Genomic DNA, 17934 nt, shown 5'->3' on the forward strand with positions numbered 1-17934 from the left:
GTCGTTGAAAATGCGTTCACCCAGAGAGTTCCGGCGGCATCAGGCCGCCCAGGCACGCCGCTCACCCGTCAAGGACGCGGCGTTACGTTGCGAATAGGACGGGTCCGGGAATACGGGGGCAAGATCAGGTTGACGGCACGCATGCAGAGCCCCGTCCGCGTGGCCAAAATCAGGTGCTTGATGTGCGAGTGGCCCAGGGCTCGTGTGCCAACGTCGCCCGGCTTGCTCGGTGAACACGCCTTGGATGGGCCATTTACTGCGAGCGGGAAGTCCTATGACGAGCCGGTGGTCCAAGGGCTTTCGGCGGGAGCATGCCGTTTCGGTGTGTTCGCTGCTTGCAGAGCCTGTCTCTTTGGGGACGCCGCATTAACGCAATGTAATCATGGCGCAATCGCTTGGAAAGCGACAAGCTCCTACAGTGATGACGCGACGCAAGTTGCCGTCGTTTCACAAAGGAGCTGATCATGAAGTCTTATATCGTCCTCGCCACTCTGTTGGGCGCGCTTTCCGCACCGGTGTTCGCCGGTGATGCCGCAGTCCAGGCTGCCAAGGAGATGATTCCGTTGGCCGATGGAGGAACGCTCTACATCTTCAAAGACGGCCTCATGGCGCAGGAAGACCGTTTTGGCCGCGCGACGTATCAGAAGATCGGTACGTCCGTGGTTGCGAAGGGCGGCCGGAACATCGCCATCACCAGCAATGAAGTTGCACGCCTCTACTCTTTGCTTCAGAAGGGGCATCGCGGCTGACTCAGCGGCACTCGGCTGAGCTTGTGTCGCAGCCTTATAGGTCTACATACGGGCTGTGAGGCCACCGGCGTTGCGCGCCGCGAGCATCTCGGATGGTCATTGGGGCGAGAGGTTCGGCGGGGCCTGAAGACAAACACGTTGGTGGTGCCCGTACGAATGTTGCAGAGGGGGCAACAGAGGGCGCCGTCACAGACGCGCTGGACTCACTTCTTCCTCATCGCCGCGTCAGGCGATCTCGCGTGACGGGCGCTTCGGGCGGGTGCGGTGGGGTCAGGAGCAGAGGTCTTGGTAGTCCCTACGTTGGCAGACCGGTGGCGCAAGCTCGGCCTGCGTATGGAATGCAACCTTCCCCATGCGCCGAACTTCGGCTTTTCCCCGCCCGGACTATTTCTGTAGTCCGTAGTCAGGTACGGAATGGAAGTTTGACTAACATCAAAGAACTGGAGTGGATCTGGTTCTATTCTGAGCCTCAAACTACGCTTGCCTTACATCAACCAGGCTTCGCAACCGCCGCCAACTTCGCCGCTGGGCCATCCAGGTGCTCCTGGTGTGGTTGTTCGGCATCGTGACGGGGATCGCGCACGCATGCGCCGTACGGATCGTGGATGACCAGCGTGGGTCAGCTGACCCCCATCACGAAGCGGCGGCTGTCGACCGCACGTCACATTCGCATGCCCAAGCTCTTGTTTCTGACGCAGATACAGGTGAGCAAGCGAACTGCCTTGATTTCTGCGAGAAGGTCTCGTTGAGCGCCCAGCCGTTGAAGGGCAAACTGGACCCGAATGCGGAGGCTCTCGCGACGGCCGTCCTCTTAAGCGCGTCCCCCGATCTGGTTGACTGGCCCGCAGCCACATTTGTGCGGCTGGGCGACGCGATTCAGCAGCACCGAGGCCCCCCGCTGCGGATTGCACTCCAGCGGTTGGCTCTATAGCCACTCAGATTCTCTCGACGTCTGCGCCCCCGCTGCCAGGGATCGGGGCATCTGCCCCGGTGCTGAGCGCAACGCTGTTTAGCTGTTGGCCTGGTCGCCGTACATCCCCCAGTCGAGCGCCCGGCCTCAAGACGGCAACCCGTGCACGACCACGGGAGATTCCACGAACCATCAGATCCCATCCTCACCAAGGAGCACCGTCATGACCCTGCCATACGACCCGAAGCAGAACGGTCGAAACAGCCCGAACTGGTCTCGCATCAACCAGTGGCTGCTGTGGCTCGGCCTCGCCGCCGCCGTTGCCTGGATGTTCTACCGCCACAACGCCCATCTTCTGCAACTGCTTCCCTTCCTCTTCATCCTCGCCTGTCCGTTGATGCACATCTTCGGCCATGGCAGTCACGGCGCACATGGCGGTCATGACCATCAAGATCAGCCGCCTCCGGGCGATGAAGAGGGTTCGCCTGCGCGCCAATCAGACGACCGGAGCCGCCCGAAATCCGTCGGCCAGTCCGGGCACCACCACTGAAACCACCGGAGCATCATCATGGAAACCATCGAACTCAAGGTTGCCGGCATGACCTGCGCCTCCTGCGCGAACTCGGTCAGCAAGGCGCTCAAGCGCGTAGCTGGTGTGCAAGACGTGCATGTCGATCTCGCTCGCGGCGCAGCGAGTGTCACCGGCGACCAGACGGCCCAGAAGACGCCTGAGCTGATCGCGGCCTTAGCTGCCGCGGGCTACGAGGCATCCGCTGATTCCTCGCCGGGCATTGCGGCGGGTGCCGGTGCCTCCCATGCGCCGGCCGCTGCCCGTTCAAAGGGGCATGGCGGCTGCTGCTGCCGCTGATGGACGCCATGGACGCACGCACGAACTCCCAGGGTATCGCCGCCGCACCGCTTGGGCTCTTTGCTGCCTACTGGGGCGACATGCTGTGGCGGACCGTCGCGTCCGGCGAAGCGCTGAGACAGCGCGCCAACAACATGACCGAACACGAAGCGGCGGGTATGCCGCCGCTGCTCCACTTCGAGTCAGAGCAGGTGGCTGACGGCCACGACTTGCAACCGGCGAGCAACTACCGGCTCCTGCGTGTCACTCGCTGTGGCACCGACGCCTTGGAGAAGCATGTGCGCAAAGGCGCCGCGCCGGTGCTGGTGGTCGATCCACGCGCCGGCCATGGCCCTGGCATTGGCGGCTTCAAACGCGATTCTGAAGTTGGCATGGCACTGCTCGAAGGCCATCCCGTGTACTTCGTAGTGTTCGATCCGGAGCCCGTCGAGGGCCAGACCATGGGCGCAGTCGTCCAGACCCTGGCCACATTCATCGACATGGTGGCCAAGCGCCACCGAGGCAAGGCCCCGATCGTCTACGGCAACTGCCAAGGCGGTTGGGCGATCACGCTGGCGCTGTCGCACTGCGAGCACCGTGCCGCCTTGGCAGTGCTCAATGGCTCGCCGCTGTCGTACTGGGCAGGCGAGAGAGGCATCAACCCCATGCGGTTGCTCGGTGGGTTCACGGGCGGCATCTGGCCGGCGCACTGGGCGTCGGACCTCGGCGCCGGGCGATTCGACGGTGCCTGGCTGGTCCAGAACTTCGAGGCGTTGCGGCCCGAGGGCGTGTTCAAGAAATACGACACGCTCTTCGCGCAGCCGGAGACTGAGCGCGATCGTTTCCTGGAGTTCGAGCGTTGGTGGAATGGCTTCTACCAGCTTGCACGCGAGGAAATGTTGTCGATCGCAGGCGATCTTTTCGTAGGCAATCACCTGGAGAGCGGCGAGGTCGTGGTCGATGGCCACTGCCGCGCGGATCTCAGCCGCATTGGCGCACCGCTGGTAGTCTTTTGCTCCAACGGCGACAACATCACACCGCCCCACCAGGCGCTCGGCTGGCTCAAAGCGGTATATCCGACGACCGCAGACCTGGTGGCGGCGGGCCAGCGCGTGGTGTACCTGCTGCACCAACATGTTGGCCACCTTGGCATCTTCGTCTCCGCGGGGGTGGCGCGACGCGAGCACCGCGCCATCTTTCATCATGCCGAATCGATCCAGGCACTCAAGCCTGGACTCTACGAGATGGTTCTGGAGGACAGCGCCTCTTCGGAGTCGGCCGCCGCTGCGCAGTTCCAGCCGCGGCGGCTGGAAGACCTGCCTTACGACGCCAACCCGGCGGGGTTCGACAAGGTCGAAGCACTTTCGGAGATCACCGAGCGCTTCTATTCGCAGTGGGTGTCGCCGTGGGTCCGCTTCGCCGTCACCCCCGACTCGGCTCGTGAACTTCGCGCGCTGCACCCCATGCGCGTCAGTCGCAAGGTCTGGTCCGAGCAGGTGACCCCGGCCCTGGCGCTGCTGCCATGGGTGCAACGATGGCTTGAGCAGTGGAGTGCGCAGGATCCCCATCGGGTCGAAAATCCTTGGTATCAGCTTGAGCGAACTGGTGCAGACGCGATTGGGCAGGCCATGGAATCATGGCGCAAGAGCCGGGACCTGTGGGCTGAGCTTGTGTTCGAGCAGGCCTATGCCAACTGAACGACCCTCCACTGTGGCTGCAAAAAGAGACGCTCACGGGTCGCAAGCAGCACGCTCCTTGTCGGAGGCGATGCGCCTGCCACGGCCGATTTCGCTTTTCAGCGTCGTCCAGGCACGGATCAAAGTTGGATTCTCCCGTATCACCACGCCAGCAACGGCGCTACAGCATCGGAAGCATGGGCCTGATCGGCGGCCTCGCGTGCTGCTAGCGCCGAGCGAAACTTGGCAATTCGATCTGATGAACGTTGCCAATGGCGGCGACGTCGGCACTGACCGGCGCTGACGGAGCTCCGACATGCGCGTCCTCGCCATCAATGCCGGCAGTGCGACCCTGAAGTTCGGAGTTTTCGAGTCGGCTCGTACCTTGCCATTGATCGACTCGGCGATTGATCATCCTGCGGTGGATGCTGCGACCTTCGAGGAGATCGAGCGGCACTTGCACAGGGCGGGTGTCACAACGCTCGATGGCATTGGTCACCGCGTCGCACACGGTGGCCCACTGTTGAGCAACGCGGTGCTCGTGGATGAAGAAGTCGAACGCGAGATCGGCAAGGCTTCGGCTCTGGCGCCGCATCACAATCCTGCCGCATTGGCCGGCATACGCCTGACCCGTGAGCGTTGGCCCGGCGTGCGCCACGTCGCGGTCTTCGACACCGCTTTCCATGACGACATGCCCGAATACGCCCATTCCTATGCTGTTCCGCCATCGTGGCGCGCGGCAGGGGTACGGAGATACGGCTTCCATGGCCTGTCCCACCAGGGTGTACTGGCCGCCGTCAGCACCGAGCTGAAACGGCCGCCGTCAGAACTTCGTATCGTGAGCTGCCACATTGGAAGCGGCGCCAGCGTCTGCGCGATCGATCGCGGAAGGTCGGTCGATACATCTATGGGAATGACCGCGCTTGAAGGTCTTGTGATGGGCACGCGCTGTGGAGACCTCGACCCTGGCGTACCCGGCTTCGTCGCACGCGCACTGGGTTTGACGTTGGCGCAGATCGAGGCGGCGCTTTACAGCGACAGTGGACTCAAAGGATTGTCGGGTGAGAGTTCGGACCTGCGGATTGTGGAGAAGCGCGCGGGAGAAGGAGTCGGAGCCGCCCAACTGGCAATGCAGGTTCACGCGTACCGCGTGCGCAAATACATCGGCGCCTACGCCGCCGCGATGGGCGGTTGCGATGCTGTGGCCTTCACTGGCGGAGCTGGAGAAAATTCGGCCGCGTTGCGTCGGCGCATCGTTGATGGCCTGGAGTTCATCGGCCTGGAACTAGACGAAGAGCGCAATCGCGCCTACTCGCCCAACACTGAAGTCGCCCAGTTGCAGTCATCCCGATCCGCCGTCGCCGTGCTGGTGGTTCAAGCACGCGAGCAGTTAGCGATCGCGCGTGAGACGTTCCGAGCGCTGAATGACCAGGCAAGTGGTTTGGTATAGGCAATGAACTGGGACAAGACCACGATAAGTCTTCCTCCGGGCCGGGAGCCACGCCCGTTGATGCTCGCGCCGATGATGGTCCAGTTGCCCATCCAACCGCACGTTGAAGGAAGAAACGGAGCGGTTCAGACACCGGGCCCTTGACCCATGTGCAGCACCTGGGTTCAAACTCGCTCGAAAGTGAAGGGATTCAAGACAACCTTGCTGGAGTATGGTGATGCAACTCATTGAATGCGCCAAGGCGGCAGGCGTCACACCGGACACGTTGCGTCACTACCTTCGGGTGGGGCTTGTGGTGCCCGATGGCCGGGGCACGAACGGCTACCGCGCATTCTCGGATCGAAGCGTCGCCCGGGTTCGTTTCATACGCAATGCATTGGCCCTCGGCTTCACGCTCAAGGACGCTGCAGAGTTTGTCGAGATGAGCCAGCGCGGTGCATCGCCTTGTCCGCGCGCGCGGGCGCTGCTGAGCGAACGGCTTGACGAGCAGGCCCGGCGGCTGAAGGAGGCGACAGATTTGCATCGCCGCATGCAGCAGGCAGAGCGCGACTGGAAGCGGCTGCCGGACGGCGTCCCGGATGGCCATTCCGTCTGCGGTTTGATCGAAGGAGCGGATGCGGACGTTCAGCGCAATTCGGTGCGCGCGAAGTCCCGTCGTGTACGCGCATGAATCGCTCTGATCATCGTCGACATTCCCCGGCATCACGACGCTCTACGTACATGCGGTGCAGCGGTTGTGGTCGTGCCGATCACGCCAGCGCCAAGTATGAGTCGTCTATCCACTTCGCAGCATCCGCTGCACACGAGCGAGCGAGGCGCCCCCAATGAGCCACCTCACGACACGGGATCGAACCGTATCGCCCGACGGATATGCCGCCGCGCTACGGATCTTGCGCCGGCTGCTGGCCGGCATCGAGCGCCCGCCGGCGTTGCGTCTGGGCGATATGCTCTTGCACGAGCTCGAATCGCACCCGGAATACACCCTGATCATCCGTGACCCGGGTCTGCTGCGTCGCTTGGTCCTGCGCCCGGATCCGCTGCTGCTGGCGGAAGCCTATTTCCGCGGCACCATCGACATTGAGGGAGACCTGTACACCGCGCTCGGGCTCAAGGCGCATTTCGAGAGGTTTTCGCTCTCTTGGCGCGACAAACTGGCCCTGTTGCGCGACGCACTGCTGCTGCGCGTGTCCGACCAGGACGGGTTGAAGCCCTCGCGGAGTCTGGCCTCGCGCGTCGCACGTCGCTTCTCCCATCGCCATTCGCGTCAAACCGATCAGGCCGCGATCTCCTTTCACTACGATGTGTCCAACGCGTTCTATGGACTCTGGCTCGATGCCGAGAGGGTCTACTCATGTGGCTATTTCAAGGCGACGGATGACACGCTGGACCAGGCTCAGCGCAACAAGCTGGAGCACATCTGCCGCAAGCTGCGCCTGCAGCGAGGCGAACGCCTGCTCGACATCGGCTGCGGCTGGGGCGCGCTCGTGTGCTGGGCGGCAAGAGAACATGGCGTCCGTGCGCACGGCATCACGCTCAGCCAACAGCAACTCGAATACGCGCGCGAGCGCATCCGCTCGGAGGGCCTGCAGGATCTCGTCACCGTTGAACTGCGCGACTACCGTGACCTCGAAGGCACGGCCGTTTTCGACAAGGTGTCAAGCATTGGCATGTTCGAGCACGTGGGACTCGCGAACCTACCGGCCTACTACGCGGTGGTCCAGCGGGTTTTGCGGCCAGGAGGACTCTTCCTCAACCACGGGATCACCCATGACGAGGAGGGCTGGAGCCGAACCGTCGCGACCGAGTTCATCAACCGCTACGTCTTCCCCGACGGCGAATTGGACTGCGTCAGCAATATCCAGCTAGGGATGGAGCGCTCCGGCTTCGAGATCCATGACGTCGAAGGTCTTCGACCCCACTACGCGCTGACCTTGCGTCATTGGGTCCAGCGACTCGAAGCGCGCCGGGAGGAGGCCTTGCGGGAGGTCGATGAGGTGACCTTCCGCATCTGGCGCTTGTACATGGCGGCGTGTGCACTGGAATTCGAGGCCGGGGGGACTGGGATCTACCAGATCGTCGCGTCCAAACGCGACGGCGGAAGCTGGCCCGTGCCCTTGACCCGCTCTGATCTTTATGGATAACACAGCCATGAACGCTAGATGGCCGTGCCGCTGGCGCGCGAAAGACGATCACAGACGCCAGCCTTCCCAATCTCGCCGTCGCGCTTACCTGCGTGCCGGCTCTCAAGGACTTTCCACATGAACCACGAGCTTCCCTGGGTCGCCGAGCGCGTCCGCGTGTTCCGCGAGTCTGATCCCGAGTTCGCCCGCTGGGCGCGCGGCCACGGCCCCATCACCCACAACGATCTCACGCAACTGCGAGTCCACGATCTCGCACAGGTGCTGGTTGCCGAAGGCAAGGCGAGCGACACAACCGCGGTGTATCGCACGCTCTGGTCGGCGGACCGCCTGGCCGTGGCAGGCATGTGGTTGACGGTTCACATGACCTATGCCGACCGGGTCTATCCCGATGGCCGGGAGATGAGAGCCGAGGATTTCAAGGAGACGCCGGAGGGGCATACCGGTGGGGCGCTGAACATCGTGCCGGCCTATGTCGGCTACCTGGCCGCGAACGCGCTCAGTGGGTTGACGCGTGGCTGGTTGATGGGCCAGGGCCATTGCGTCGCGGGCATCGATGCCTGCAACCTTCTGGTGGGCAACATGACGCCGCGCCACGCCGAGAGATACGACCGCAGCGAAAGCGGCCTCACGCGCTTTGCCCGGGATTTCTATAGCTACGCGATCGACGCACAGGGGCGTCCCGCCTCGCCGCTGGGCAGCCACGTCGGCCCGAATACGGCAGGCGGTCTGTCCGAGGGCGGCTATCTCGGCTTTGCCGAACTGCAGTACGTGCACATGCCCTTGCCCGGCGAGCGGCTGGTGGTGTTCCTCAGCGACGGCGCTTTCGAGGAGCAGCGTGGCAGTGACTGGGCGCCGCGCTGGTGGCGGGCAGAAGACAGCGGCTTCGTGGCACCGTTCATGATCCTCAACGGTCGCCGCATCGAACAGCGCAGCACCATGCAGCAGCAGGGGGGCCGAGAATGGTTCCACCAGCATCTGCGGCTGAACGGCTTCGACCCGATGGAGATCGACGGCACCGACCCCGCCGCGTTCGCCTGGGCCGTTCACGCGATGGAGGAGCGGTTGTCGGCCTGCGCGGCTGGAGTTTCGCAGGGCACCGTTCAGTACCCGGTACCCCTCCACTACACCATCGCCGAAGCGCCCAAGGGATTCGGCTTCCCCGGTGCTGGAACCAATGCCGCGCACAACCTGCCGCTGGAGGGGAACCCCCGGGTCGACCAGATAGCGCTTCAGCAGTTCAACGAGGGTGCTCGCGCTCTCTTCGTGCCGTCGCACGAACTCGACGAAGCGGTCGCACTACTGCGCCGGCACGAAGTGCAGCATCGTCCCCTGGAGCGGGACCATGCCCTGGCGCACCGCCAGGTGGCGGCCCCCAGACTTCCGGTTCCGCAGTGGCATGTTGCGGGCCAGGGCGAGGTCTCGCCAATGGCGGCACTCGACGGAGCCTTCGCGGCCCTCGTCCAAGCCAACCCACAGCTGCGTCCGCGGGTAGGCAATCCGGACGAGCTGCGCAGCAACCGCATGGGCCAGACATTGGACCTGCTCAAACACCGCGTCTTCACGCCCGAACCGGGCCTGGCGGAGGCCGTCGATGGCGCCGTGATCACGGCGCTCAACGAAGAAGCGGTGGTCAGCGCGGCGCTGGGCAACAAGGGCGGCATCAACTTGGTCGTCTCTTACGAGGCATTTGCCGTCAAGATGCTGGGCGCGCTGCGCCAGGAAATCCTGTTCGCGCGACATCAGGCGCAGGCAGGCACACCACCCGGATGGCTGTCGGTGGTCACGGTTGCGACGTCCCACACCTGGGAGAACGGCAAGAACGAGCAGTCGCACCAGGATCCGACGCTGGCCGAAGCGCTGTTGGGCGAAATGTCCGACACCTCGCGCGTGTTGTTCCCGGTCGATGCCAACAGTGCCGTTGCGGCGCTGCGCGCGGCCTACGCCTCGCATGGCCAGTTCTGGACGCTGGTCGTTCCCAAGCGGGCCGTCGCCAGCCAGTTGAGTGCCGAGCAGGCCGAACGCTTGGTCGATCAGGGTGGTTGGGTGGTGAAGCCCTGCGACGCCCCCGACGTGTTGCTGGTTGCCATCGGCGCATACCAGCTACAGCAGGCCCTGCTTGCGGCGCGGCGCCTCGAAGCCGCTGGACATCGGACCGCAGTGACCTGCGTCATCGAGCCGGGCCGCTTCAGAGCACCCCGCGACGAACGCGAGCAGGACTTTGTGGCCGGCGACCAGGCCTTGCGCGCCCTGTTCCCGGAGACTGCCGCCGTGCGCGTCATCGTCTCGCACATGCGACCCGAGCCGACGCTGGGCCTGATGCGTCGGATCGATACAGGGGCGCGGCAGACCCGTGCCTTGGGCTACCAGGCGCGCGGCGGGACACTCGATGTGGCCGGCATGCTGTTCGCGAACCGTTGCACGTGGGCGCACGTCGCGGCGGAGGCCGCTCAAGGGCTCGGTGTCGATCCGCAGAGCTTGCTGAGCGCCGAGGAGTGGGCCGCCGTGCAGGGGCGTGGCGACCCGCGCGTCATCACGGTCTCGGCTTAACCCCCTTCCAGCACGACCCACGACCGGACGCTGATTGCGCCAACGCACTCTGCTTCTTCATGTGCGTTGCCAGGTCGCACTGGGTTCGGATGTCTGACGAATGGCTGTGGGACCGATGGCCACGTCGCGCCTGAATGTCGTCCTCCCGTGCCAAGTAGCACTTCCTTGTCCGGGCGTTCAGCGCGAGGCGTCAACTATTTTCCCGCGCTGGAGAGGGGATTTGCCAGGCGAAAGCATCCGCGCAATCGCCAACTGAATCGCCCGTCTGCGCGCCTCGTGCTCCTGCGAATCCCTCGCCGCCGGTGCCATGCACCACGTTTGCACGATCGTCGCTACCAGTCGCACGATCTCATCAGGCGTGAAATCCGCGGTGATGCGTCCTTCCGCCTGGGCAGCGGTGATGGCCGCATGTTTGACTTCCAGTACGCTGTGACCGGCGGGGAGCAGGAGCACTTCTTGGCCTCGCTCCAGGTGGAACCAGGTCATGAGCCGCCATAGGTGCGGCCGCTCGGTGAGCAAATCGTAGGTGCGCCCCGCATAGCCGGGAAGATCGTCCGCATCGAAGCGCTCGTCCTGCGCCGCGGCGAGGATTTCCCGGCTGAGCACGGCGTCGAAGAGAGCCTCCTTGTCCCCGAAATGGACATAAAGCATCGGCTTGCTGATGCCTGCAGCCGCCGCGATCCGGTCAATTCGTGCCCCCGCCAGCCCGTTCTCGGCAAATTCCCCCAGCGCAGCATCCAGCAGCATTTGCTGGGTCTCGGCGGGACGTCTCTTGGCCATGGGCCGTTACTCCTCAACAACATTTCATCCGAGCACCCATCATCGCTTGACACGGGCGCCATTAACTTACCAACTAGTTGGTAAGTAAACCACAGGAGTGCATTTATGTCCAGACATTGGTTCCTCACCGGCGCATCCAGCGGCATCGGTCGCCATCTTGCTGAAATCATCCTGGCTTCGGGGGATGACCTCACGGCCACCGTCAGGCGTCCCGAGACGCTCGGCGACCTGGCAGCACGCTACGGTGACCAGCTCGTTGTCGAACGGCTCGACGTGACCGTAAAGGGGGACATCGCACCCGTGGTCCAGCGCGCCGAGGCCCGCCGCCCGGTCGATGTCCTGGTCAACAACGCCGGCGGTGGCATCATCGGCGCCACCGAAGAGTTTTCCGACGCGGACATCGAAGGGCAGATCAGCCTCAACCTGCTGGCGCCGGTGCACGTCACGCGGGCTTTCATTCCCGCCATGCGCACACGGCGAGCCGGTCGGATCATCCAAATCTCCAGCGCCAGTGGCCAAGGCTCCCTGCCGACCAGCAGTCTTTACCACGCCGCAAAATGGGGTCTGGAAGGCTTCAGCGAATGCCTTCGCCAGGAACTGGAGGGGTTTGGGGTCTTCGTCACACTCATTGAACCGGGCGGCGCACGCACGAGCTTCAGCCGCAATTTGCAGTACGCGCCGGCGAACCCCGCCTATCAGGACACGCCTGCTGGACAGATTCGCGCGATGTTCGAGAACGCGGGTGACGAGTTGTACACGCTCGATCCGCAGAAGATCGCGCACCGGATCTTCGACACGGCCACGAGCGAGAAGCCACCGCTTCGGGTGGCGCTGGGCGGTGACGCCTTCGGCGTCATTCAGGCGGCGCTCAAGGGCAGGCTGTCTGCCCTTGAAGCGCAGGAGAGTCTGGCGCGATCGGTGGCCTTCGATAGCTGATCGCTGTTTCAGGTCAAGCCCAGGGCGACGGCAAAGCCAGCAGCAGCCATGGCCGCGTACGACGGCAGCACTCTCCATGCGAGCGCCCTACCGCCCAGCGACATCAACAGGACAAGTTTGGTGACCTGATTGACGGATGCGGCGATGAACAAGGCCAGGGTGGCCGAAGCGGCGGTGACGGCGCCCTCGGTCACCAGGCGGCCAATCGAGAGCGTGATCGCATCGACGTCCACCAGACCCGAGGCAGCGGCGGTCAGCATGACGCCGGCATCCCCGAAGCGATCGGCAAGAAAGCGGCCTGCCAGCATCACCGCGGCCAGGAAGGCTGCGAACTGGAGCGCGGAGCGCAGCTGCAATGGGTTGCCAAGCTGAAGTTCGGGCAAGTCGTCGGCTGGCGACCGCGCCGCCAGGAACGTCCCCAGAACACCGCCAGCCGCGGCCATGGCCACGAAGATGACCACCGGGTCCCAGCCGATGCCGGGGGCTGCGATGGCGACGAGAGCCGCCATGCGCGCAAACATGGCTGCGCAGGCGAGCGCCGCCCCCGCCGCTGCCAGTGGACGCCAGCCTGGCGTCTGCCCGGCCCAGCGCGCCAACGTGGCCGTGGTGGCGGTGCTCGACACGATCCCGCCGAGCAGCGCTGTGAATACCAGCCCTCGTTTCCTGCCGAGCGAGCGCATCAGGACGAACCCAGCGAACGACAGCACTGCCAGCAGGACAACGGCCCACCAAAGGCGATAGGGATTCAACGCCTCATAGGGGCCAAAGCCACGATCAGGGAGTACGGGCAGTACGACCACGCTGATCAACAGCAACTGCGTGCCGCTGCTGATCTCCGCCTCGGACAGCTTGCCGACGCCGGCGTGCAAGAGCTGCTTGAAACGCAGCAGCGCCAGCACGACCACGGCGGCGACCGCCGAAACGCGCCAAGCGCCACTGGTCGCCAGCGCCCCGATGGCGAAAGTCGCAAGGGCGGCGACGGACGTGGTCAGTCCCATCACGGCATGCATATGCGCCGTCACCAGGTAGCCCACCACCAGATACACCCCGACGAGTACGAGCAGCGCGATGAGCATGCCGGCTCCCCAGCGCTGGGCCAGCAGCCCGCCAAGGCCGCCGAGCAGGCCGATCAGCGCAAAGGTGCGAACGCCCGCGACGCGATGTCCCTCGGGCCGCTCGCGTTGCTGCCATCCCCGTTCCAGGCCGATCAGAAGTCCCGAAGCGAGTGCCAGCCCGAGCCCGACCAGCGCGGGATCATCGAATTCACTCATCGTCGAACCTGGACGCGGTCACGGATGAAATCACGCTGCAGTCCCAGCGAAGCATCGGTGCGCGCCATCGATACCTGGGGATCGGTCTCGATGCCGCTCAAGGCGCGAATGGCATCGATGGTCTCGGGGATTACGATCGCCTGGTTGAAGACCTGGTAGGTGTAGTACGCCTGATCGCCATCGACCGAAAGCACGTCCTCCCACAACGCGACCTCCCACAGGTCGCCGCGCGGGCGGCCGAGATCGGCCATCAGTTCCACCGTGCTGTTGAGGGCCACGAGACCATCCGAGGATCGCACGAACGCGATCCGTGGCGCAGCGCGAAAGGCCGCCAGCACCTCGTCGCGCGTGGCCGGCCTCGTCAGTTCGACCCACCAAGTGTGCAGGTGGCTGCTGTTGTGCGGTGCCTTGACCGCGATCGTGACGACGTCCAGGTCCGGGATCACAGTGCGTGCGTCCGGTCCCTGATGGCTGGGGATCGTCTTCTCCGGCACGAGCGTGTTGATGATGCCCTCCGCATGCGCCTCCCACGGGTCGGAAGCCCGGCGGATCAGCGTCCCGCGGGCTCGCTTGAGCAGGCCCGCTGTCCGAAGCGCCCCCAGGGTGCGCACGATCGACGTCGTGTTGCAGGACACCACCCGGGTGCAGGTGCGGCCGATCGCGGTTGCGTAGTTCTCCTGCGCGACGAACGAATGACCGGTCAACGCGTGGGACTCGCCGCCATGGAAGATGGACTTCACACCGGCAGCGTCGTACGCCCTCTTGTTGACCGCGGCGACTTTCTTGGGTGTGCAATCGACCACGACGTCCGCGTTGGCGAGCAGGTCGGCCAGATCGCCCGCGACGGGAAGCCCCGCAGCACGCATCGATTGTGCGGCTTCAGCGGTCGCCGCGTAAATCGGGAAAGCGCGCTGCGCGGCCACCTGCAGGCGATAGTCGTGCACCACATCCGCGACGCCGGCCAGCGCCATGTCCTCCTGGAGTGCGACCGCATCCGCCACCCGCTTGCCGATCACACCGTATCCGTTCACCGCCACTCTGACCTTGTTCATGCCTGACTCCTTGCTTGATGAGGCGCCTCAGCCGCGGCTGCGCGCGATGGAAAACGTGAACCGGATCGCCAGCGCATAGCCCAGCAGCGCGAGTACCGGCATGTCGCCCCAGCGCGGGCCCACGCCGTGCTGCATCAACAAGCTCGATGCGATGTACAGGCCGAGCGTCACGAGCGCCAGCGCGACGCGACGGCCGAGGCGGTCGATCCCGCTCAGCATCCTGGCATCCGGCTTGATCGACAGTTGCAGCAGGTCACCCTGCCGCAAGACGCTGTGCAGACGCCGCGCCAGCAGGGAGGGCAGGGCGTGGGCCGCGTTCCCCAGTTCATAGGGCAGACGCTGCGATGCCGCAGACTTGGGCTCGTCGAAGACGCCCGTGGTCGTGTGGCGAGAGATGGCTTCGATGATGGAAAACTCGGGTGCCAGCAGGCGCACCGTCCCTTCGAGCAACAACAGGGTACGCGTGAGCACGAGGAGGTCCCTGGGCAGCCGGACTTCCTGGGTCCGGCCCGCCGCCACGAGCTGCGCGAGAGCACCTGAGAGCGACCAGTCCTTCAGCGGCCTCTGTGCGCAGTCTGCGACCAGGGCACGCACGACAGGCACGAACACGGCCCGATCGGTGCCGTCGCCGAGCAGGCCCAGGTCGAGCCAGGCATCGACCACCCATTCGGCATCCTGCTCGACGAAGGCCAGGGCGAACGCCACCAGCGCCCGCCGCATGTTGCCGTCGACCCGGCCCACGATGCCGAAGTCGTGCAGGCATATGCGGCCATCGTCCATCACGAAGACGTTGCCGGGATGGGGGTCGCCGTGGAAGAAGCCATCGCGGAAGATCTGGGCGACGTAGCTGTCCACGAGTTTGCCCGCGGCCGCCACCGCGGTGGACGAAGGCAGACCGTGCAGGTGAGCTCCGTGGCTGAACTGCTGGACCATGACGGTCGGCGTGAACAGGCCGTCCACCACGTCGGGGATCACGATGTCGGCAGAGCCGCGCCAGGCGTCGGCGAAACGTCGCACGGAAGCTGCCTCGCGCGACAAATCCATCTCGTAGCGGAAGTTGGCCGCAACCTCGTCCACGATGGCTGCCAGCCCCCAGCGACGCAGCGAGGGCACGAGCCCCTGCATGACCAGGACGATGCGGCGCAGGATGCGCATGTCGGTCTCGGCCTGCTCGGCCGCGCCAGGGCGGCGGATCTTCACCACCACTTCCGTCCCGTCCGGCAGGGCTGCACGATGAATCTGGGCGATCGAGGCCGCGGCGAGCGCGTGCATGTCGAAGCGTGCGAAGACCTGCTGCCATGGGCGGCCGAGCGCCGCCTCGACCTCCTGGACCGCCTGCTCGGGAGGAAACGGCGCCACATTGGCCTGCAGGCTGGCCAGAGCCTCTTGCGCATCGGGCGCCAGAATGTCGGCCCGCAGGCTGAGATGCTGGCCCAGCTTCACGAAGGTCGTGCCCAATCGCTGCAGCACTTCGGCGAAGCGGTCGGCCGCCCGGTGGGTATCGCAGCGCATCAGGCCCCGGTGCCAGGCCACCCAGAGCAGGAACCCGCTCAGGGCCATAGCGATCTGCGTGGCCCGGCGCAGCGCCGAGCGTTGCGTTGGGCGGCCCGCAAGACGCACGGTGGAAACGGGGCGGTTCGGTCGCGTCATGGCTCATCCAACCTGTTGCGCAGGCGGCCCGCATGCCAGGCTGCGATGTTCGAGATGGTCTCGTCGAGGATGCGCGCGATCGCCTCCGACGTATTGAACCCGACATGCGGTGTCACGAGCACACGCGGATGCGTCAGCAGTGGGCTGGATGCCGACCAGCCGGTATCGCAACCCAGTCCGCCGCAGCCCGTGGGCACTTCGGGAGACAGATCCCCTTCCTGTTCCAGCACGTCCAGTCCTGCTGCGGCGACGGTACCTGCCTCCAGTGCGTGCAGCAGGGCGGCGTCGTCGATGAGCGCACCCCGTGCCGTGTTGATCAGTACCATGCCCGGTTTCATGCGCGCGAAGGCCTGGCCATCGAGAAGGTGGTGCGTGGCCTGCGTGGCCGGAACATGAAGGCTCAGAACATCGCTGCTTTGCAGGATCTGCTCCCACGTCACCACGCGGACGCCGGCGATGGGTGCTGCCGTGATGTCGAGCGATGGGGCGAGGGCCGGGTCGTACGCGAGAACTTCCATGCCGAAGCCCAGGGCGATACGGGCCACGTGGCGCCCGATCCGGCCCAGCCCGACGATGCCCAGCGTCTTTCCTTCCAGCTCGAAGCCGGTGAGGCTGCGGTAAGCGAAAGAACCTTGGCGCGCCCGCTCGTGGGCTTGTGTCAGATGGCGAGCCACGCCCAGCAGCAGCGCGAAGGCATGTTCGGCGACGCTGGCAGACCCATAGTCCGGCACGTGGCACACGGCAATGCCGCGTCGGCGGCAAGCCTGCAGGTCGATGTGATCGAAGCCCGCGGAGCGCGTTGCCACGAGCCGCACGCGCGGCAGCAACCGGAGCACCGATTCGTCAACGCGCGTGCGCACGAAGACGCACAGCACCTCGGTGTCTTCATCGCCGACATCGGATACCACCAGGCGTTCGTTCTGGACGAAGTGCGCGTGCCAGTGGGTCGGAAGCCTTTGCTGCAGCGCGGCCTGGTCCGCCGGTGCGATGTCGGAGAAGAGAACGGACAGACGGTTTTGTGCGGTCATGAGCCCTCCTCGATTACCCGGTGCAGGGACAGGATGCAGAACGCGGCGATGAAGTGCCCGGTCTTGGTGCCTTGCGCGAGTTCCGCTTGCGCGAATACCGTCGGCAGCCGGCCGGCGACCGCATCGCGCATGGTCTCGAATCCGTCGAGCAACTGAACCGTGAAGAACGCCGCGCGGCGCATCGGGCCCTGCGTGCGGCCGCAGTCCGCGTAGGCCAGTGCGGGCTTGAATCTGGCCGGAGGATTCGTCATGGCACGGCCAGTCTCGCTCGGGGCTCACGGAACTGCCACAGCACGATGAAGCTGAGCACAGCGGCAAAGAAGCACCACACCGAGATGAACCAGGTTGCATAGAACATGTAGGCGGCGATTGCGGAGACAAAGGCGGCCACCCCAAAAGCCGCCACGCGCCGGTGGCTAGAAACCATCAGGCTTGCGCAGGTGCCGATCAGATACAGGGCCATCGTGGTCATCACGTAGAAGTGCGGAGAGTCGTAGAGGATGTGCTGGCCGACCACGCGGGCCGTGATGGGCAGCTTCACCAGCATCGCCAGCAGGTACAGACCGACGAGCGCGCCCGCGACTGCAATGGCCACCAGAACCCGACGGCGCCAACGGACGCTCTCCAGCGCCAGCGCAGCCAGCGGGACGTAGATCGGCCACAGGACGTGCGAGAAGAACGAGTAGAGATGCGTCAGCGCCACGTTCAGCAAGGGCGCGCGGTCGGGGAACGTCAGCCACAGCATGCCTTCGAGCAGTTGCTGGACCCCGAACAGCAGCGGGATGGCGGCATACGGCAGTTCGCGCCGTGAGCGGGCCCGGCGCATGGTGACGGTCCCCAGGCCCAGCAGAACCGCTGCGGCCGTGAAACTGGCGGGTGCGGAAAAGCACATGGGCA

At 65.0% G+C, this 17934-nt stretch carries 16 protein-coding genes; 9 read left to right on the forward strand and 7 right to left on the reverse strand.

All coding sequences use genetic code 11. The features are described 5' to 3' along the window. Positions 1 to 464: 464 nt before the first annotated feature. The 8 genes from M3149_RS19460 (at position 465) to M3149_RS19495 (ending at position 10320) form a co-directional block, all read left to right on the forward strand. On the forward strand, positions 465 to 749 hold the full coding sequence (locus tag M3149_RS19460; protein WP_251711119.1) for a CopK family periplasmic copper-binding protein: 285 nt from the start codon (positions 465 to 467) through the stop codon (positions 747 to 749). Positions 750 to 1882: 1133 nt separating this feature from the next. Continuing rightward, positions 1883 to 2209 (forward strand): DUF2933 domain-containing protein, encoded by a 327-nt coding sequence (locus tag M3149_RS19465; RefSeq protein WP_251711120.1) that lies wholly within the window; start codon positions 1883 to 1885, stop codon positions 2207 to 2209. An 18-nt stretch (positions 2210 to 2227) separates the two neighbouring features. Next, positions 2228 to 2527, forward strand: coding sequence for a heavy-metal-associated domain-containing protein (locus tag M3149_RS19470; protein WP_003090284.1), 300 nt, complete (start codon positions 2228 to 2230; stop codon positions 2525 to 2527). An 8-nt stretch (positions 2528 to 2535) separates the two neighbouring features. Then, the gene (locus M3149_RS19475) at positions 2536 to 4203 is read left to right on the forward strand and encodes a DUF3141 domain-containing protein (protein WP_251711121.1); all 1668 of its coding nucleotides are present in this window, start codon (positions 2536 to 2538) and stop codon (positions 4201 to 4203) included. Positions 4204 to 4498: 295 nt separating this feature from the next. Next, positions 4499 to 5632: an acetate/propionate family kinase gene (locus M3149_RS19480; protein WP_006226052.1), complete on the forward strand. Its 1134-nt coding sequence runs from the start codon at positions 4499 to 4501 to the stop codon at positions 5630 to 5632. A 217-nt stretch (positions 5633 to 5849) separates the two neighbouring features. Beyond that, positions 5850 to 6302 carry a MerR family transcriptional regulator gene (locus tag M3149_RS19485; RefSeq protein ID WP_009516039.1) on the forward strand — a complete coding sequence of 151 codons (453 nt, stop codon included), beginning with the start codon at positions 5850 to 5852 and terminating at the stop codon, positions 6300 to 6302. A 154-nt stretch (positions 6303 to 6456) separates the two neighbouring features. Then, the gene (locus tag M3149_RS19490) at positions 6457 to 7773 is read left to right on the forward strand and encodes an SAM-dependent methyltransferase (protein ID WP_006226050.1); all 1317 of its coding nucleotides are present in this window, start codon (positions 6457 to 6459) and stop codon (positions 7771 to 7773) included. 117 nt (positions 7774 to 7890) lie between these two features. After that, positions 7891 to 10320 (forward strand): D-xylulose 5-phosphate/D-fructose 6-phosphate phosphoketolase, encoded by a 2430-nt coding sequence (locus M3149_RS19495; protein ID WP_003090278.1) that lies wholly within the window; start codon positions 7891 to 7893, stop codon positions 10318 to 10320. A gap of 177 nt (positions 10321 to 10497) precedes the next feature. Here M3149_RS19495 and M3149_RS19500 read toward each other — a convergent pair whose 3' ends face one another. Then, on the reverse strand, positions 10498 to 11100 hold the full coding sequence (locus M3149_RS19500; protein ID WP_251711122.1) for a TetR family transcriptional regulator: 603 nt from the start codon (positions 11098 to 11100) through the stop codon (positions 10498 to 10500). A 105-nt stretch (positions 11101 to 11205) separates the two neighbouring features. Between M3149_RS19500 and M3149_RS19505 the strand changes: the two genes are divergently transcribed. Continuing rightward, on the forward strand, positions 11206 to 12036 hold the full coding sequence (locus M3149_RS19505) for an SDR family oxidoreductase (RefSeq protein ID WP_251711123.1): 831 nt from the start codon (positions 11206 to 11208) through the stop codon (positions 12034 to 12036). 8 nt (positions 12037 to 12044) lie between these two features. Here M3149_RS19505 and M3149_RS19510 read toward each other — a convergent pair whose 3' ends face one another. The 6 genes from M3149_RS19510 to M3149_RS19535 form a co-directional block, all read right to left on the reverse strand. Next, the gene (locus M3149_RS19510) at positions 12045 to 13307 is read right to left on the reverse strand and encodes an MgtC/SapB family protein (protein WP_251711124.1); all 1263 of its coding nucleotides are present in this window, start codon (positions 13305 to 13307) and stop codon (positions 12045 to 12047) included. Further along, positions 13304 to 14359 carry a type II glyceraldehyde-3-phosphate dehydrogenase gene (locus M3149_RS19515; protein WP_251711125.1) on the reverse strand — a complete coding sequence of 352 codons (1056 nt, stop codon included), beginning with the start codon at positions 14357 to 14359 and terminating at the stop codon, positions 13304 to 13306. Before M3149_RS19515 ends, M3149_RS19510 begins: the two co-directional genes overlap by 4 nt. 27 nt (positions 14360 to 14386) lie before the next feature. Beyond that, on the reverse strand, positions 14387 to 15919 hold the full coding sequence (locus M3149_RS19520) for an ABC1 kinase family protein (protein ID WP_353056827.1): 1533 nt from the start codon (positions 15917 to 15919) through the stop codon (positions 14387 to 14389). An 86-nt stretch (positions 15920 to 16005) separates the two neighbouring features. Further along, entirely contained in the window at positions 16006 to 17037 is a 1032-nt protein-coding gene (locus M3149_RS19525) for a hydroxyacid dehydrogenase (protein WP_251711127.1), read from the reverse strand. After that, positions 17034 to 17288 (reverse strand): hypothetical protein, encoded by a 255-nt coding sequence (locus M3149_RS19530; RefSeq protein WP_009516033.1) that lies wholly within the window; start codon positions 17286 to 17288, stop codon positions 17034 to 17036. Before M3149_RS19530 ends, M3149_RS19525 begins: the two co-directional genes overlap by 4 nt. After that, the gene (locus M3149_RS19535; protein ID WP_003121541.1) at positions 17285 to 17929 is read right to left on the reverse strand and encodes a DUF6629 family protein; all 645 of its coding nucleotides are present in this window, start codon (positions 17927 to 17929) and stop codon (positions 17285 to 17287) included. Before M3149_RS19535 ends, M3149_RS19530 begins: the two co-directional genes overlap by 4 nt. Positions 17930 to 17934: the final 5 nt, after the last annotated feature.

The organism is Hydrogenophaga intermedia, from assembly GCF_023715105.1.
GTDB lineage: Bacteria > Pseudomonadota > Gammaproteobacteria > Burkholderiales > Burkholderiaceae_C > Hydrogenophaga > Hydrogenophaga intermedia_A.

Bases quoted from the DNA above. Each gene is read 5' to 3' on its own strand.
- M3149_RS19460 (WP_251711119.1), top strand. From the start codon at position 465: ATGAAGTCTTATATCGTCCTCGCCACTCTGTTGGGCGCGCTTTCCGCA.
- M3149_RS19465 (WP_251711120.1), top strand. From the start codon at position 1,883: ATGACCCTGCCATACGACCCGAAGCAGAACGGTCGAAACAGCCCGAAC.
- M3149_RS19470 (WP_003090284.1), top strand. From the start codon at position 2,228: ATGGAAACCATCGAACTCAAGGTTGCCGGCATGACCTGCGCCTCCTGC.
- M3149_RS19475 (WP_251711121.1), top strand. From the start codon at position 2,536: ATGGACGCACGCACGAACTCCCAGGGTATCGCCGCCGCACCGCTTGGG.
- M3149_RS19480 (WP_006226052.1), top strand. From the start codon at position 4,499: ATGCGCGTCCTCGCCATCAATGCCGGCAGTGCGACCCTGAAGTTCGGA.
- M3149_RS19485 (WP_009516039.1), top strand. From the start codon at position 5,850: ATGCAACTCATTGAATGCGCCAAGGCGGCAGGCGTCACACCGGACACG.
- M3149_RS19490 (WP_006226050.1), top strand. From the start codon at position 6,457: ATGAGCCACCTCACGACACGGGATCGAACCGTATCGCCCGACGGATAT.
- M3149_RS19495 (WP_003090278.1), top strand. From the start codon at position 7,891: ATGAACCACGAGCTTCCCTGGGTCGCCGAGCGCGTCCGCGTGTTCCGC.
- M3149_RS19500 (WP_251711122.1), bottom strand. From the start codon at position 11,100: ATGGCCAAGAGACGTCCCGCCGAGACCCAGCAAATGCTGCTGGATGCT.
- M3149_RS19505 (WP_251711123.1), top strand. From the start codon at position 11,206: ATGTCCAGACATTGGTTCCTCACCGGCGCATCCAGCGGCATCGGTCGC.
- M3149_RS19510 (WP_251711124.1), bottom strand. From the start codon at position 13,307: ATGAGTGAATTCGATGATCCCGCGCTGGTCGGGCTCGGGCTGGCACTC.
- M3149_RS19515 (WP_251711125.1), bottom strand. From the start codon at position 14,359: ATGAACAAGGTCAGAGTGGCGGTGAACGGATACGGTGTGATCGGCAAG.
- M3149_RS19520 (WP_353056827.1), bottom strand. From the start codon at position 15,919: ATGGCCCTGAGCGGGTTCCTGCTCTGGGTGGCCTGGCACCGGGGCCTG.
- M3149_RS19525 (WP_251711127.1), bottom strand. From the start codon at position 17,037: ATGACCGCACAAAACCGTCTGTCCGTTCTCTTCTCCGACATCGCACCG.
- M3149_RS19530 (WP_009516033.1), bottom strand. From the start codon at position 17,288: ATGACGAATCCTCCGGCCAGATTCAAGCCCGCACTGGCCTACGCGGAC.
- M3149_RS19535 (WP_003121541.1), bottom strand. From the start codon at position 17,929: ATGTGCTTTTCCGCACCCGCCAGTTTCACGGCCGCAGCGGTTCTGCTG.